15 protein-coding genes are annotated in these 15,622 nt (G+C 69.0%); 11 read left to right on the forward strand and 4 right to left on the reverse strand.

Going from position 1 to position 15,622, the window contains the following annotated elements; translation table 11 throughout:
• The first annotated feature begins 42 nt into the window (after window positions 1-42).
• The 3 genes from ACZ6O0_RS30795 to ACZ6O0_RS30805 are packed head-to-tail and all read left to right on the forward strand — an operon-like array spanning window position 43 to window position 1,978.
• Complete coding sequence (locus tag ACZ6O0_RS30795; RefSeq protein WP_465768515.1) at window positions 43-906, forward strand: alpha/beta fold hydrolase; 864 nt, start codon at window positions 43-45, stop codon at window positions 904-906.
• Window positions 907-937: 31 nt separating this feature from the next.
• Complete coding sequence (locus tag ACZ6O0_RS30800) at window positions 938-1,660, forward strand: hypothetical protein (RefSeq protein WP_465768516.1); 723 nt, start codon at window positions 938-940, stop codon at window positions 1,658-1,660.
• Between the two features lie 3 nt (window positions 1,661-1,663).
• Window positions 1,664-1,978 (forward strand): hypothetical protein, encoded by a 315-nt coding sequence (locus ACZ6O0_RS30805; protein WP_465768517.1) that lies wholly within the window; start codon window positions 1,664-1,666, stop codon window positions 1,976-1,978.
• A gap of 246 nt (window positions 1,979-2,224) precedes the next feature.
• Here the strand turns inward: ACZ6O0_RS30805 and ACZ6O0_RS30810 are convergent, their stop codons facing one another.
• From ACZ6O0_RS30810 to ACZ6O0_RS30825, 4 genes are all read right to left on the reverse strand, one after another.
• Window positions 2,225-3,085: an SMP-30/gluconolactonase/LRE family protein gene (locus tag ACZ6O0_RS30810; protein ID WP_465768518.1), complete on the reverse strand. Its 861-nt coding sequence runs from the start codon at window positions 3,083-3,085 to the stop codon at window positions 2,225-2,227.
• 186 nt (window positions 3,086-3,271) lie between these two features.
• Window positions 3,272-4,681, reverse strand: a complete 1,410-nt coding sequence (locus ACZ6O0_RS30815; RefSeq protein WP_465768519.1) for an ABC transporter substrate-binding protein — start codon at window positions 4,679-4,681, stop codon at window positions 3,272-3,274.
• Window positions 4,682-4,703: 22 nt separating this feature from the next.
• On the reverse strand, window positions 4,704-5,546 hold the full coding sequence (locus tag ACZ6O0_RS30820; protein WP_465768520.1) for a carbohydrate ABC transporter permease: 843 nt from the start codon (window positions 5,544-5,546) through the stop codon (window positions 4,704-4,706).
• A complete protein-coding gene (locus ACZ6O0_RS30825) occupies window positions 5,543-6,496 on the reverse strand; it encodes a carbohydrate ABC transporter permease (RefSeq protein ID WP_465768521.1) in 954 nt (317 codons plus the stop codon). The genes ACZ6O0_RS30820 and ACZ6O0_RS30825 overlap by 4 nt, the downstream gene beginning before the upstream one ends.
• Window positions 6,497-6,573: 77 nt before the next feature.
• Between ACZ6O0_RS30825 and purD the strand changes: the two genes are divergently transcribed.
• The 8 genes from purD to ACZ6O0_RS30865 all read left to right on the forward strand — a co-directional run bounded on the left by purD (window position 6,574) and on the right by ACZ6O0_RS30865 (window position 15,106).
• Window positions 6,574-7,851: a phosphoribosylamine--glycine ligase gene (purD, locus tag ACZ6O0_RS30830; protein WP_465768522.1), complete on the forward strand. Its 1,278-nt coding sequence runs from the start codon at window positions 6,574-6,576 to the stop codon at window positions 7,849-7,851.
• 119 nt (window positions 7,852-7,970) lie between these two features.
• Entirely contained in the window at window positions 7,971-8,540 is a 570-nt protein-coding gene (locus tag ACZ6O0_RS30835) for an RNA polymerase sigma factor (RefSeq protein WP_465768523.1), read from the forward strand.
• Window positions 8,537-9,406 carry a hypothetical protein gene (locus ACZ6O0_RS30840; protein ID WP_465768524.1) on the forward strand — a complete coding sequence of 290 codons (870 nt, stop codon included), beginning with the start codon at window positions 8,537-8,539 and terminating at the stop codon, window positions 9,404-9,406. The genes ACZ6O0_RS30835 and ACZ6O0_RS30840 overlap by 4 nt, the downstream gene beginning before the upstream one ends.
• An 88-nt stretch (window positions 9,407-9,494) precedes the next feature.
• Window positions 9,495-10,952, forward strand: a complete 1,458-nt coding sequence (purB, locus tag ACZ6O0_RS30845; RefSeq protein WP_465768525.1) for an adenylosuccinate lyase — start codon at window positions 9,495-9,497, stop codon at window positions 10,950-10,952.
• Between the two features lie 3 nt (window positions 10,953-10,955).
• Window positions 10,956-11,312: a hypothetical protein gene (locus ACZ6O0_RS30850; protein WP_465768526.1), complete on the forward strand. Its 357-nt coding sequence runs from the start codon at window positions 10,956-10,958 to the stop codon at window positions 11,310-11,312.
• A gap of 1 nt (window position 11,313) precedes the next feature.
• Window positions 11,314-11,727, forward strand: a complete 414-nt coding sequence (locus ACZ6O0_RS30855; RefSeq protein WP_465768527.1) for a hypothetical protein — start codon at window positions 11,314-11,316, stop codon at window positions 11,725-11,727.
• A 63-nt stretch (window positions 11,728-11,790) separates the two neighbouring features.
• Window positions 11,791-13,011 carry a bifunctional glycosyltransferase family 2/GtrA family protein gene (locus ACZ6O0_RS30860; protein WP_465768528.1) on the forward strand — a complete coding sequence of 407 codons (1,221 nt, stop codon included), beginning with the start codon at window positions 11,791-11,793 and terminating at the stop codon, window positions 13,009-13,011.
• A 1-nt stretch (window position 13,012) separates the two neighbouring features.
• Window positions 13,013-15,106: a glycosyltransferase family 39 protein gene (locus ACZ6O0_RS30865; protein WP_465768529.1), complete on the forward strand. Its 2,094-nt coding sequence runs from the start codon at window positions 13,013-13,015 to the stop codon at window positions 15,104-15,106.
• The last annotated feature ends 516 nt before the right edge of the window (window positions 15,107-15,622 follow it).

Below are 15,622 nucleotides of genomic sequence, written 5' to 3' on the forward strand. Positions count from 1 at the left end.
CGAGCCCAGCCTAGGGGGATGGGCCGGACCAGAGGAGCTGTCATGGCCGAGGCTGTCACCCACACGATCGACGTTCCCGGAGCCACGCTGGCGTACGACGTCCGCGGCGATCTCGCGCAGCGGCCGGTGCTGCTGATGTTCGGCTCACCGATGGGTGCGAGCGGCTTCCCGACCCTGGCCTCACACTTCACCGATCGGACCGTCGTCACCTACGACCCGCGCGGCGTGGAGCGGAGCGTCCGCAGCGGCGAGCTGACCGAGTTGTCGCCGGACGACCACGCCGCCGACCTGGTCGCGCTGATCGAGACGCTCGACGCCGGCCCGGTCGACCTGTTCGCCACCAGCGGCGGCGCGGTGAACGCGCTGGCCATGACCGCGCAGCGGCCCGATCTGATCAACACCCTGGTCGCGCACGAGCCGCCGTTGGCCGCGGTCGTGCCGGACAGCGAGGCCGCGCTGGTCGCGGTCGCGGACATCTACGACACCTACCAGCGCGACGGCATGGGTGCCGGGATGGCCAAGTTCATCGCGATCGTCGGGTACGACGGCGAGATCCCGGCGGACTACACCGAGCAGCCGGCCCCCGACCCGGCCATGTTCGGGCTGCCGACCGAGGACGACGGTTCGCGCGACGACGCCCTGCTCGGGCAGAACCTTCGCGGCTGTACGTCGTACCAGCCGGACTTCGACGCTCTCGGCAAGGCGAAGGACCGGATCGTCATCGCGGTCGGCGAGGAGTCGGGGAACCAGTTGGCTGGTCGTGGCGGCAAGGCGGCGGCCGCCCGGCTCGATCTCGAGCCGGTCGTCTTCCCGAGTAACCACGGTGGCTTCCTCGGCAACGAGTACGGTCAGCCCGGCAAGCCGGCGGAGTTCGCCGCCAAACTCCGGGAGGTGCTCGACCGCTGACCTGGCCCCTCTCCAGGTATCGTCACCCTCTGTGCTGAAGAGACTCGCCGTTGTGTTCGCCGCCGCGGCCGTTACGGCAGCGGTCGTGGCTCCGCGGACGGCGGACGCCAGCGCGCCTGTCGAGAACTATGGGCAGTACTCGCTGATGTTCGAGCGATCGGCCGGGCAGTACTTCGCCGGCGAGACCGCGGCGGGGCAGTGGGCGTGGATACCGTTGAGCGCGACCGAGTCCGACATCTCGTGGGGTGACCCGAAGACGTGGCCGCCGAAGTCGGCCGAGCACTTCATCCACGACGGCGAATGGGTCCTGCTCGACGGCTACACCGATGGCGCGGGCCGGCCGCTGACCCAGATCCAACGGGTCACATCCGAGAAGATCGGCGACGCCAACTGCAACAACTTGACCGACATCCCGTCAGCCAACGGCCGCCAGCACTACGTGAAGTGGACCATCCCCGCCGCCGGCTACTGCCTGGACGCCTCCGGCACCATCAAGCCCTCGAACGGCTCCACCACGGTCACCTTCCGCCACCTGCAGAAGTGGCTCCCACCCCACCCCTGCTCGAACCCGTACTACTCCAACCAGACCTGCATCACCCAGTTCGAACAATGGTGGGACGACAACCAGCACCCCTACGCCCTCCAGCTCTCCCGCACCGTCGAGATCGCCCGCGGCCTAGGCATGTCGTTCACCAACCGCACCACAGTCCCCGTCCCTTGGAACGCCGACGGCCACAACTACTGGCACTACTGATCCATGAGCACCGCGGCCTACGTCCTGCTGTTGTTGCTAGCAGCAATCATCAGCGCTCAACTCCTGCTGCTCTCCAGCCGCCGCAAGCCGCTGGCCCAGCGCCTCCGCGACCTGAACGAAGGCGGCGACGCCGCCTCCCTCGGAGGCGCCGCCGTCATCACCTGCGCGGCGCTAGGCGCACTGATCGGCCACCTCTACGCTGCACCCGGCACCGGCGCCACGATCGGCCTGACCGTCGCCTTCCTCACGTTGACAGTCGCCACCGTCCGCGCCCACCGCCAACGCCAACCACCTCCCCGCCACCGCGAGGACACCTAGTCGCCAGCTCACCCGCACCAACCGCCGAGCCGCAAACCAAGCAAGCGCAGGCCGAGGTCGATCACCGGTCGGGCCGGCTCGTCTGCTTCGGCTGCGGGGATGCGGGCCGGGTAGGCGCTGACCGTGTTGGTGACCGGGCTGACTGGCCGGCTGCTTCGGCTGCCGAGATGTAGGTCGGGTAGGCGTCGGCCGAGGTCGAGCATCGGGCCGGCGGGCGGGGGCCGGGGTGCTCGGCCGGTCGGGTGTTCAGCGCGTGGCGGGCCAGCCTGTGGGGGAGGTTGGGGCGGGGTGGGTGAGGATGCGGCCGGTGGGGGTGTTCAGGAGGCGGTCGAGGTTGGATTCGAAGGACTCTTGCAGGTGCCAGTCGGCGGTGAGGATGTAGAGGGTGCGGCCGTCGGGGCCGCCGAGCGTGCAGGCGAAGCCGGCGTGTTCCAGGGGCACGGTTTCGAGGATCTCGCCGCCTTCGGCGATGCGGAGGCACGCGGGTCCGTCGTCCGCCCAGCCGGGCGTCCAGATCGCACCGTCGGCGTCCATCACCATCCCGTCGCCGGGGTGCGGCGCCCAAATCCGACGGTTGGACAGCGAGCCGTCAGAGGAGATGTCGTACGCCGTGAGCACCGCGGCGAACGACTCCGCGATGACCAGCGTCTTGTTGTCGGGCGCGATCACCATGCCATTGGGGAAGGCGAGTTCGTCGGCCACCCGTCGTACCGAACCATCGGGATCGATCAGCAGGATGAAGCCGGGACGTTCGCCTTCGCCGGGGTGGAAGTCGCAGCCGCCGTTCACGTAGACGTTGCCACGACCGTCGACGACGATCTCGTTCAGAGTGCCGTACGACGAGAGGTCCGCGTGCACCACCAGTTCGCCGGAGGGTTCCTGGCGCAGGAGCAGCCCTTCCTGACCGGAAGTCACCAGCAGGCGGCCGTCCGGCAGCCAGTCGATGGAGAACGGCAACGTCGTCGACACCCGAGCCATCACCTCACGCCGACCATCCCCATCAACCGCCAGCACCTCCTGCGTCCCCCAATTCGAACACCACAGCCGCCCGTCATGCCACCGAGCCGACTCCCCGATCACAAGCCCTTCCACCAGCACCTCGGTCATCACACGTCTCCTTCCGTCTCTACCTCTACACGAACGAAAGGTGCCCTGATCGACAGCGACCGCCCGGAGAGAGTGAGTTCTCCGGGCGGTCGTAGCTGCTTCGCGTGTCCGCGCCACCTCACCGGGAGGACGCGGTCGGCTCAGCTGTGCGGACCTGTGGGCAGAACACCCCACCCAAACCCCTGCTTACTTCTTGACTGTCTTGTTGTATTGGTCGATCTGGGGCTTGATGGAGTCTGCGGCGGCCTTCATGGCTTGGGCGGGGTCGGTGCCGAGGACTGCTTTCTCGATGCCGTCTTCGGCAGCTTTGCGGGCCTGGGGCATGACGCCGAGGATGCAGCCGGAGGAGGCGTTGGTGGGCTTGGTGTTGTGCAGCTGGGTGATCGCGGTGGTGAACTGCGGGTACTGCGCCACCCAGGCCTTGTCCGCGGGGACGTCGAGGGCCTTGGAGTTGATCGGGAAGTAGCCGGTGCCGGTGTGCCAGGCGGCCTGCTGCTCCGGCGACGACGCGAACTTCACGAACTCCCAGGACGCGCGCTTCTCGGCGTCGGAGTGGCCCGGGCCGTCGATCCACAGCGACGCGCCACCGATGATCGGACCGCCGGAGTCGGACGCGGTCAGGTGCGGGAACGGCGCCGTGAGGACGGTGAACTTGCCCTTCGCCGCGTCCAGGTAGCCGCGGAGTGCGCCGGTCGACTCCAGGTGCATCGCCGACGTCCCCGACTTGAACACGGCCTGCGCGTCGTCGGTCTTCTTGCCGGTGTTCGGCATCAGGCCCTGCTTGACCATCTCCTGGTACCAGGTGGCCACCTTGACGCCCTGCTCGTCGTCGAAGTCGACCTTCGTGGCGAGGTCCTTGCGGCCGTTGTCGTTGTCGCAGTACGTCGTACCCGACTGGGCGATGAGCTGCTCGAGGAACCAGCCGTAGATGGCCGCGTTGAAGCCGTACTGGACGGTCTTCCCGCCCTGCTTGACGGTCAGCTTCTTCGCGTCCGCCATGATCTCGTCGAGGTTGGTCGGCGGCTTGTCGGGGTCGAGGCCGGCCTTCACGAAGGCTTCCTTGTTGATGTACAGCAACGGCATCGACGTGTTGAACGGCATCGAGTTCAGCTTGCCGTCGATCGAGTAGTAGTTGGCGATGTTCGGCTCGATCGAGTCCAGCGAGTAGGCGTCCTTGTCGGCGAACTTCTGCACCGGCACGGTCTGCTGGGAGTCGATCATGAACCGCGACCCGATGTCGTAGATCTGGACGACCGAAGGCGTGTTGCCTTGCTGCACCGAGGTCTTGTACTTCGTGATCGTGTCGTCGTAGTCGCCCTGGAAGACCGCGGTCACCTCGATCTTGCCGGCGTGCGCGGCGTTGAACGCCTTCACCAGCTTGTCGACGGCCGCGCCGTTGGCGCCCTTCATGCCGTGCCAGAAGGTGATCTTGGTGACCCCGGTCGCCTTGTCCAGCGCGTCCGCGCCGGGCACGTCCTGCCCGCTACCGGACGAGCCTGAGTCATTGCTACTGCCGCCACAGCCGGCCGCCACCAGGGCGAGCACCGCCAGCAGGGACACACCGACCGCCGTACGCCGTTGTCGGACGGATCGCATCACAGTCACCTCTCTCGAAGGATCAACGAATCGCGCCCGCGGTCAGCCCGCGGACGATGAAGCGCTGGCCGAAGATCACGATGGCCAGCGTGGGCAGGATCGACAGGGTGACGCCGGCCAGGATGAGTCCCGGGTCGGCGGCCTCCGCGTCGTTGAGCTGGCTGATGCCGATCTGCAGGGTCCGGCGGGACGCCGAGTCGCCGATCAGCAACGGCCAGAAGAACTGGTTCCAGGCGGACAGGAACACGTACAGCCCGACCGCCATCAGCGCCGGCTTGTTCAGCGGCAGCAGGATCCGCCGCAGGAACCGCCAGTGCCCGCAGCCGTCGATCGTCGCCGCGTCGCGCAGCTCGGTCGGGAACTGCAGGAACGACTGCCGCAGCAGGAACACCCCGAACGCGTTCGCGAGGAACGGCAGTACGAGCGCGATCATCGTGCCCGCGTACGACGCCGTCAGCCGTTCACCGCCGAGCGACCAGCCGGTGATGGTCAGGTAGTTCGGCAGCACGATCGACTCCCACGGCACCATCAGCGTGGCCAGGAACAGCCCGAACAGCGCCGTGCGCCCCCACATCCGCATGAAGACGAACGCGTACGCCGCCAGCACGCTGGTGATCAGCTGGGACAGGGTGATGACCGACGTCTGCACGATCGAGTTCACGTACTGCTGCCCGATCGGCGTCCCCGACGAGGAGGCGCCCTTGTAGTTGCCGGTGAAGAGCCCGTGCGGGAAGAGGTCCGGTGGGTACGACGAGATCTGGCCGGGAGACATCACCGAGCCGGCGATGACGTAGTACACGGGGAAGATCACCAGGAGCGCCGCCCCGATCAGGACGACGTACGTGACGGCACGTCCGGCCCTCACTTGTAATGCACCCGCCTCTCGAGGACGCCGAACTGGATCGCCGTACAGAGCAGCAGGATCACCAGCAGCACGATCGCCTGGGCCGACGCGGCGCCGAAGTCGCTGGCGTTGTTCGCGAAGGCGGTGTGGTAGATCGAGTAGACGAGCGTCTTGGTGGACTGCTCCGGTCCGCCTTCCGGCGTGAGGATCTTGATCTGGCCGAAGCCCTGCAGCGACTGAATGGTCGAGATCACGATCAGGAAGAACAGTTGCGGGCCGAGCAGCGGGACGGTGATGTACCGCGACGCACGCCAGCCGCCGGCGCCGTCGAGCGTCGCCGCCTCGTTGAGCTCGGCCGGGATCGCGCCGATGCCCGCGGACAGGACCAGCACGTTGTAGCCGATGCTCATCCAGACCGTGGTGATCGAGACGCTGATCAGCGCCCAGGACGGGTCGGTCAGCCAGCCGATCCGGTCCACCCCGAACCGCCCGAGCAGTCCGTTCGCGAGCCCGATCGCCGGGTTGTAGATGGTGGCGAAGATGACCGACGCGCTGGCGACCGAGAATGCGAACGGCAGCGCGAACGCGGTCCGGAAGATCCGGATCCCCTTGATGTGCTGCTCGAGCAGCAGCACGATCGCCAGGGCGCCGAGGACGCCCGGGACCACGGTGAGCAGCACGAACGCGAACGTCACCCAGAGGATGTGCCGGAACTCGGCCGAGCCGAGCATGTCGCGGTAGTGCTGCAGCCCGACGAACGCGTCCGGGCGGCCGAACAGGTCGGAGCCGTGCAGTGACAGTGAGACGGACTTGCCGAGCGGCCAGACGATGAACAGCGCGAAGACGACCAGGCAGGGCAGCAGCATCAGCCAGGACAGCAGCGACGCGGGGTTGAGACGAGGACGGGTGGAGTCAGGCGCTGGGGTGGTGGGGCGGCTGCCGGCGGGTGCCGGTGCGGTACTTGTAGTCAAACGTTTACCTCCAGTCAATGCGCAGTCTTACCACCGCCGGGGGCCGCCCAGGCCGGAGCACGCTAGGCTGATGGCCCGTGAAGGTCTTGGTGATCGGCTCCGGCGGCCGCGAACATGCACTGGTCTGGGCGCTGGCCCAGGACCCTGAGGTCCAGCAGGTCGTCGCGGCCCCGGGCAACCCTGGCATCGCCGTGTTGCATCCGGCGTACGACGGGCAAACGATCGTTTGCCGTTCGGTGGACATCTTCGACCACGATGCGGTCGTCGCGCTGGCGAAGGAGCTCGAGGTCGACCTGGTCGTGGTCGGGCCCGAGGCGCCGCTGGTGGCCGGGCTGGCCGACCCGCTGCGCGACGCCGGGATCGCGGTCTTCGGGCCGTCCCGGGCGGCCGCCCAGATCGAGGGCTCGAAGGCGTTCGCCAAGGACGTGATGGCCGCGGCGAGCGTGCCGACCGGCCGGGCGTACGTGTGCACGACGCCGGAGCAGGCCGCGGAGGCGATCGACGCCTTCGGGCCGCCGTACGTGGTCAAGGACGACGCCCTGGCCGCGGGCAAGGGGGTCGTGGTCACCTCCGACCGGGACGAGGCGCTGGCGCACGCGGCCGGCTGCGAGCAGGTGCTGATCGAGGAGTTCCTCGACGGCCCCGAGGTGTCGCTGTTCGCGATCACCGACGGTGCGACGGTGCTGCCGATGCAGCCCGCGCAGGACTTCAAACGCCTCGGCGACAACGACGAAGGCCCGAACACCGGCGGCATGGGCGCGTACACACCATTGCCCTGGGCACCGGACGACCTGGTCGCCGAGATCACCGAGAAGGTGCTCCAGCCGACGATCGACGAGCTGCGCCACCGCGGTACGCCGTTCAGCGGCCTGCTGTACGCCGGTCTCGCGCTGACGTCTCGTGGTGTCCGCGTGATCGAGTTCAACTGCCGGTTCGGCGACCCGGAGACGCAGGCGCTGCTGCCGTTGCTGAAGAACCCGCTCGGCGCCCTGCTGTACGCCGCCGCGACCGGCAAGCTGGCCGATCACGGAGGACTCTGCTGGAAGGACGCCGCGTCGGTGGCGGTCGTGATGGCCGCGAAGAAGTACCCGGCCAGCCCGCGCAGCGGTGACGTGATCAGCGGCATCGACCAGGCCGAGGACGACACGGTCCACGTCTTCCACGCGGGTACGGCGCTCGACGGCGACGAGCTCGTGACGGCGGGCGGCCGGGTCCTGGCGGTCAGCGCCACCGGCAAGGACCTCGACGAGGCCCGGCAGCGCGCGTACGCCGCCGTCGGCCAGATCCGGATCAAGGGCTCCCAGCACCGCACCGACATCGCCCTCAAGGCCGCCCGGGGCGAGATCACCGTCTAGATCCGGGAACCTTTCCGCGCACGCCGACACTCCACGATTGCAAGGGCCGTCGTGGAGGGAGATCGGATGCGTGGCGGTGTGGCCGGGTGACTGGCCTGCAAGCGGTTGAGGATGGGTTGGTGGCGACCGCGGACCGGGACCTGTGGGAGCGGGCCGCGGCCGGTGACGCCGAGGCGTTCGCGCAGCTGTACGACCGGCATGCCCGGGCGATCTACAACTTCCTGCACCGGCGGACCGCGTCCTGGAGCGAAGCCGAGGATCTGACCTCGGTGGTCTTCCTGCACGCGTGGCGACGACGGGCCGACGTCGTCCTCGACCGCGACTCGGCGCTGCCGTGGTTGCTGCGGACGGCCGACTACACCGTCCGCAACGAGTGGCGGACCAAGCAGCGCTATCGCCGCGCGCTGACCGCCGCGCACCTCCTGCACAGCGAGGTCGACGACCACGCGGACGAGGTCGCCGAGCGGCTCGACGACGACCGCCGGATCCGCGAAGCCCGCGAGTCGCTGAAGCACCTGCCCCGGCACGAGCGCGAGATCGTCGAGCTCTGTGTCTGGTCCGGACTCGACCAGGCCGCGGCCGCGGTCGCGCTCGACGTACCGCTCGGCACCGTGAAGTCGCGGCTGTCCCGCGCCCGCCAGCGCCTGCGCAAGCTCAATCTTCCTTCCGTCGTGGAGACCCAGCCATGAACACTCTGCCGGACGGCGACCTCCGCCCGTCGACCCGCGCCCGCCAGCGCGACGAACTGATCGCCATCCTCGAGAGCGAGTCCCGCACCCCGCCGCACCGGCGCCGGCTGCTCGTCCCGCTGGCCGCGGCCGCCGCCGTCGTCCTGGTCGCAGGCCTGGCCCTCGCCGTACCGGCGCTGCGGCACGACGCCGGGCAGTCTCCGGCCGGCCGGACGGACGCGTCGACACCCAAACCTGCGGTGCGAGGCCCGGAGGTCGAGCCACTGAGTGCGGCTGACCAGGCGGAGCTCGGACAGAAGTGCGTCGACAACTTCCCCGACCGGTACGCATTGAAGGTGATCGACGCCTTCAAGTTCGTGGATCCACCAGGCGATGCCTATTCGACGCGATGGGTCGTGGCCACCGGATCGGGCCTCCTGATGGCCTGCGGGTTCGACGCGGCCGGCACCAGGGTCGACGGGACATTCGCCAGTTCGGACACGTCCCTGTACAACGTCGTCCGGCCGGATGGGTACGGCGCCGGCGCCTACACGCAGTCCGTCGCGCGCGTCACGGTCACGCCGTTCGGCGGGAGTCCGGTCGACGCCGTACTCCGCAACGGGTTCTTCTACGCGCCGGTGAAGCTCGTGCGGATGCGAGGTCCGCGGTCGGACAGCACTCCACGCCCGTACGTCGTCCGGGCGTACGACGCGAGCGGGAAGCTCCTCTACACCAGCGGGCGGACCGACGGCGAGGTTCGCGCGACCCAGGACGGGTGCTACCTCGACCCGACCGGAAAGAGGCTGATCCGGTGGATGAGCTCGAACCCGCACCCCGACCCGCGAACCTGCCGCCGCGCAGTCCCCTGGAACTGGCTGCCCCGCTGACGACGGCCGGGTGAACCCGGATCCACGCTGGGTGCGTGAGCGGCTGCGCGGAGGAGTCGCGCAGGACCCGCGGTGCCGGCGACTAGGGATGACCAGGGAGAATGTAGGCGTGTCGAAGCCCAGCAAGCCCCGGATTCCCAATGTTCTCGCTGCCCGTTACGCCAGTCTGTCGATGGCTCAGCTGTGGTCGCCGGAGTACAAGATCGTGCTCGAGCGGAAGCTCTGGGTGGCGGTGCTGAAGGCTCAGAAGGAGCTCGGGGTCGCGGTGCCGGACGGCGTGGTGGAGGACTACGAGCGGGTGATCGACCAGGTCGACCTGGAGTCGATCGCGGCCCGCGAGCGGGTCACGCGGCACGACGTGAAGGCGCGGATCGAGGAGTTCAGCGCGCTCGCCGGGCACGAGCACATCCACAAGGGCATGACGAGCCGGGACCTGACCGAGAACGTCGAGCAGCTGCAGATCCGGGCCGGGCTCGAACTCGTCCGCGATCGCGCGGTGGCGACCGCCGTACGGCTCGGGCAGAAGGCGGCCGACCACGCAGCGCTGGTGCTGACAGGCCGGTCGCACAACGTGGCGGCGCAGGCGACGACGCTGGGCAAGCGGTTCGCGTCCGCGGCGGACGAGCTGCTGGTGGCGATCGCGCGGGTCGAGGAGCTGCTCGAGCGGTACCCGCTGCGCGGCATCAAGGGCCCGGTCGGTACGTCGCAGGACATGCTCGATCTGTTCGGCGGGGACCCGGCGAAGCTGGACAAGCTGGAGAGCGACATCGCCGGCCACCTCGGGTTCAGCCGGACGCTGACCAGCGTCGGCCAGGTGTACCCGCGGTCCCTCGACTACGAGGTCGTCTCGGCGCTGGTGCAGCTCGCGGCCGGTCCGTCGAGCCTGGCGACCACGATCCGGCTGATGGCCGGGCACGAGCTCGTCACCGAGGGGTTCAAGGAGGGCCAGGTCGGGTCCTCGGCGATGCCGCACAAGATGAACACCCGGTCGTGCGAGCGGGTCAACGGTCTCGCGGTGATCCTGCGCGGGTACGCCTCGATGGCGGGCGAGCTGGCCGGCAACCAGTGGAACGAGGGTGACGTCTTCTGCTCCGTCGTACGGCGGGTTGCCCTGCCGGACGCGTTCTTCGCGCTGGACGGGCTGTTCGAGACGTTCCTGACCGTGCTGGACGAGTTCGGGGTGTATCCGGCCGTGGTCAGCCGCGAGCTGGAGCGGTACCTGCCGTTCCTGACCACGACCAAGGTGCTGATGGCCGCGGTCAAGAACGGCGTCGGCCGGGAGACCGCGCACGAGGTGATCAAGGAGCATGCGGTCGCCACCGCGCTCGACCTGCGCCAGGGCCTGGCCGGGAACGACCTGTTCCACCGCCTCGGCACGGACGGCCGCCTCGGCCTGACCGAGGAGCAGATCGTCGGCATCGTCGGCGAGCCGCTGTCCTTCACCGGCGCGGCCGTCGCCCAGGTGAACGCCGTCGTCGCCAGGATCGACGACCTCGCCAAGCGCTACCCCGATGCCGCCGCCTACACGCCGGGTGACATCCTCTAGTCCGTGTTCGTACCGCTCACCTGGGTGCTGGTCGCGCTCTCGCTCGCCGCGATGGTGTTCGCCATCGTGCTGGCCGTGCGGGACAAGCGGATCAACTGGACGTTGCTGGGCCTGCTCGGGGTGGTCGAGGTCGGACTGCTGGCCCAGCTGGTCATCGGCATCGTGCACTTGGCCGGCACCGACCGGGATGTCTCGGGGCCGTTCTTCATCGGCTACCTGATCGGATCGCTGCTCATCCTGCCGGTCGGCGCGCTGTGGGCGCTGGCCGAGAGCAGCCGGTGGGGAGCCGGCGTGCTGGCGGTCGCCTGCTTCGTGATCCCGGTCGTCGAACTGCGCCTGCACGAGATCTGGACCACCTGACATGACCGAACCCGTCGAGACCCGGCACGACCCCGAGGCGACCAGGCATGGGCCGGGCCGGATCCTGATCGCGGTGTACGGCGTGTTCGCGCTGGCCGCCACCGCCCGGGCCGGCGTCCAGATCGCGACCAAGTTCACCGAGGCGCCGATCGCCTACCTGCTGTCGGCCCTGGCCGCGGTCATCTACTGCGCGGCGACCTTCGCGTTGGCCAAGGCAACGAAGGTCTCCCGGCGGGTGGCGACGGCGGCGATCGTCATCGAGCTGGTCGGCGTGCTCGCGATCGGCGCGTTCAGCTACGCCGTACCCGACGACTTCCCGGACGCCACGGTGTGGTCGCACTTCGGGCAGGGCTACGGATTCGTGCCGGTGGTGCTGCCGGTGCTCGGTCTGCTCTGGTTGCGCCGCACTCGCTGACTGCCAGCAAACTGCCAGCCGTGCGCAGGGGCTGCCTAAGGTTCGCCGGACAGCATCGGTGGCATGCAGATTCCAGGTCATCCTCGGGTCGAGATCGTCGTGCCCGTCAAGAACGAGGAGAACGACCTCGGTCCGAACATCAGGCGGCTGCGTGCGTTCCTGGACACCGCCTTCCCGTTTCCGGCCGAGGTCTGCATCGCGGACAACGGAAGTACGGACGCGACCTATGAGATCGGTACGATGCTGTCCGCCGAGCTGCCCGGAGTCCGGATCGTCCGGCTCGAGCAGTCCGGGCGCGGCCGCGCACTGAAGAAGGTCTGGTCCGAGAGCTCCGCCGACGTGCTGGCGTACATGGACGTCGACCTGTCCACCAACCTGAACGCGCTGCTGCCATTGGTCGCACCGCTGTTCGCCGGCCACAGTGATGTTGCCATCGGCTCCCGGTTGTCGAACGGCTCCCGGGTGGTCCGGCGGCCGAAGCGCGAGTTCATCTCGCGCTCGTACAACCTGTTGCTACGGGCAACGTTGAGCGCGCACTTCTCCGACGCCCAGTGCGGGTTCAAGGCGATCCGCTCCGACGTCGCGCGGGAGCTGCTGCCGCTGATCGAGGACACCAGCTGGTTCTTCGACACCGAGCTGCTGGTACTGGCGGAGAAGGCCGGGCTGCGGATCCACGAAGTACCGGTCGACTGGGTCGACGACCTCGACTCCCGGGTCGCGATCGCGAAGACAGTGGGCGAGGATCTGCGGGGGATCGCCCGACTGATGCTGAGTCGCATCGACCTGGAGCCGATCCGGCAGAAGTACGGTCGGCCGCGGATCCTCGACCCGCGGACGGCGATGGCCGCGCGGGTACTGCGGTTCTGCGCGATCGGTGTGCTCAGCACAGCGGCGTACGCGCTGCTCTATCTCGTGTTGCGACAGGGCATGCCGGCCCAAGTGGCGAACCTCCTGTCTCTGCTGATCACGGCTGTCGGCAATACGGCCCTGAATCGGCGGATCACCTTCGGCGTCCAGGGCGTGGAGAACCGCTGGCGGCATCAGCTCCGCGGTCTCGTGGCCTTCGGCATCGGCTGGAGCTTGACCGCCTGCTCGTTGTGGCTGCTGCACACGGCGGTCGCCGTACCGCACCAAGCGGTGGAGATCACCATCCTCACCATCGCGAACCTGGCCGCGACCGTGGTCCGGTTCAGCCTCTTCCAGGCGTGGGTCTTCGACGACGACGCGCCCACCCTTCCCACCTTCGAACCGCCGACGGTTCTCGAGAACACCCGGAGCAACTGATATGGCCACCCTGACCGATCCCGTCGAGGCGAGCCCGCGCCGGGCCGGACCACGGGCGATCACCACCCAGTACACGATCGGCCGGGACAAGGTCCTGTACGGCGGCCTGCTGGTGCTGACCGCCATCGCGTACCTGTGGGGACTGTCCAAGAACGGCTACGCCAACGAGTACTACGCGGCCGCCGTCCAGGCCGGATCGACGAGCTGGAAGGCCTGGTTCTTCGGGTCGTTCGACGCGTCCAGCTTCATCACCGTGGACAAGACACCGGCGGCGTTGTGGGTGATGGGCCTGTCCGGGCGGATCTTCGGGTTCAACACCTGGAGCATGCTGGTCCCCGAGGCGCTGATGGGCGTCGCGAGCGTCGGATTCGTGTACGTGTCGGTGCGGCGGTGGTTCTCGGCCAACGCCGGGCTGCTGGCCGGTGCGATCCTCGCGCTGACGCCGGTCGCCGTACTGATGTTCCGGTTCAACAACCCGGACGCTTTGCTGATCCTGCTGCTGGCGGCCGGTGCGTGGGCGGTGACGCGGGCGATCGACTCCTCGTCGCATGCCGCTCGCTGGATGATGCTGGCCGGGGCGCTGGTCGGGTTCGGGTTCCTGACGAAGATGCTGCAGGCGTTCCTGGTCCTGCCGGCGTTCGGGCTGGCGTACCTGATCGCAGGGAAGCCCAAGCTGGGCAAGCGGCTCGTGCACAGTGTGCTCGCGGTGGTCTCACTGATCGTGAGTGCCGGCTGGTGGATCGCGATCGTCGAGCTCATGCCGGCGTCGGCTCGGCCGTACATCGGTGGGTCGCAGAACAACAGCATTCTCGAGCTGACGCTCGGCTACAACGGGCTCGGGCGGCTGAGCGGCAACGAGACCGGATCGGTCGGCGGCGGAGGTGGCGGCAACGGCGGTGGCATGGGCTGGGGTGGTGCGACCGGTCTGCAGCGGTTGTTCACTGGCGAGTTCGGGTCGCAGATCGCTTGGCTGCTGCCGGCCGCGCTGCTGGCGACGATCGTTCTGGTTGTTGCCGCGGGCAAGGCGCCGCGGACGGACAAGACGCGCGCGTTCGCCATCCTCTGGGGTGGGTGGCTGGTCGTCACCGGGCTGACCTTCAGCTACATGCAGGGGATCATCCACAGCTACTACATGATCGCGCTGGCGCCGGCGATCGGTGCGCTGATCGGTGCGGCGATGGCGGTGCTCTGGCGGCGGCGGTCGCAGTGGTTGCCTCGGGCAACTTTAGCCGGTGGTGCTCTGCTGACGGCCGGGTGGAGCTTCTCGCTGCTGGACGCGACGCCTTCCTGGCATCCGTGGCTGCGGTGGGTCGTGCTGCTGACCGGCGTACTCGCGGCTGGTGCGCTGATGCTGCTGCCGGAGTTGAAGCTGCATCGGACGGCGGCTCGGCGGGCCGGGGTGTTCGCGGGCGTGCTGCTCGCGGTGAGCGCGCTGACCGGTCCGGCGGCGTACTCGGCTGCGACGATCAGCGCGGCGCATGCCGGCGCCCTTCCGTCCGCTGGACCTTCGGGTGCCGGTGGGATGGGCGGCGGTCCCGGCGGTGGCGGTGGTTTCGGCGGGCGGATGGGTACGCCGCCTGGACAGAACGGCACCGGCACGACGGGCGGGCCGACTACCGGGAACGGGACTACCGGGAACGGGACTACTGGGAACGGGACGACGGGTGATGGGGCGACCGGGACGAACCGGCGCGGCGGCACCGGCGGTGGGGTCGGTGGGTTCCTTGGTGGTGGCGGGATCAGTGGAGTTTCCAGTGAGCTGATCACGCTGCTGCAGAACGGATCCAAGGGCTACACCTGGACGGCCGCGGCGGTCACGGCGAACGGCGCCGCGCCACTGCAGATCGCGTCCGGGGAGCCGATCATGGCGATCGGCGGCTTCAACGGCACCGACCCGGCGCCGTCGCTGGCCGAGTTCAAGGAATTGGTTGCCCAGGGCAAGATCCACTACTTCGTCGGCAGTGGCGGCGGCGGAATGATGGGCGGCCGCAACGGCACCTCCAGCGAGATCGCCAGCTGGGTAGCCGACAACTTCCAGTCCCAGACCGTCGGCAACACCACCGTCTACGACCTCACCACCAACACCACAAACTGAGAAACCGGAGCACCCTATGACGCACAACCCCGGACCCACCCCCGAGCACCAATGGCAAGCCCCCCGCACCACGCCCGGCCCCGACCCCCACCACGCCGCAGGCACGGCCCCGCAGCACACCCCAGGCAGCCCACAACAACCAGCCGCCCCCGCCCCACCCCAGCCCCCTGGAGCCGCGGCACCGCAGTACACCCCAGGCACCGCACCCAAACCGGCCGGCCCCGCCGCACCCCCGTCCGCCGCAGGTGCGGGACCGCAGTACGCCCCAGGCGCGGCACCCCAATCGGCCGCTCCCGCCGCGCCCCCGTCCGCTGCAGGTGTGGGACCGCAGTACGCCGCGGGCGGTGCACCCCAGTCGGCCGGTGCCGCCGTACCCCCGTCCGCCGGAGGTGCCGCGCCCCAGGCCGTGGGAGGTGCTGCGCCGCAGTTCACCGGAGGTCCGGGGCCGCAGTACACCGCGGGTGGCGCGGATCGGCCGACCGCCGAGCCGCAGTCCGCCGGGGGTGTGGCACCGGG

It is taken from the genome of Kribbella sp. NPDC048837, assembly GCF_055586945.1.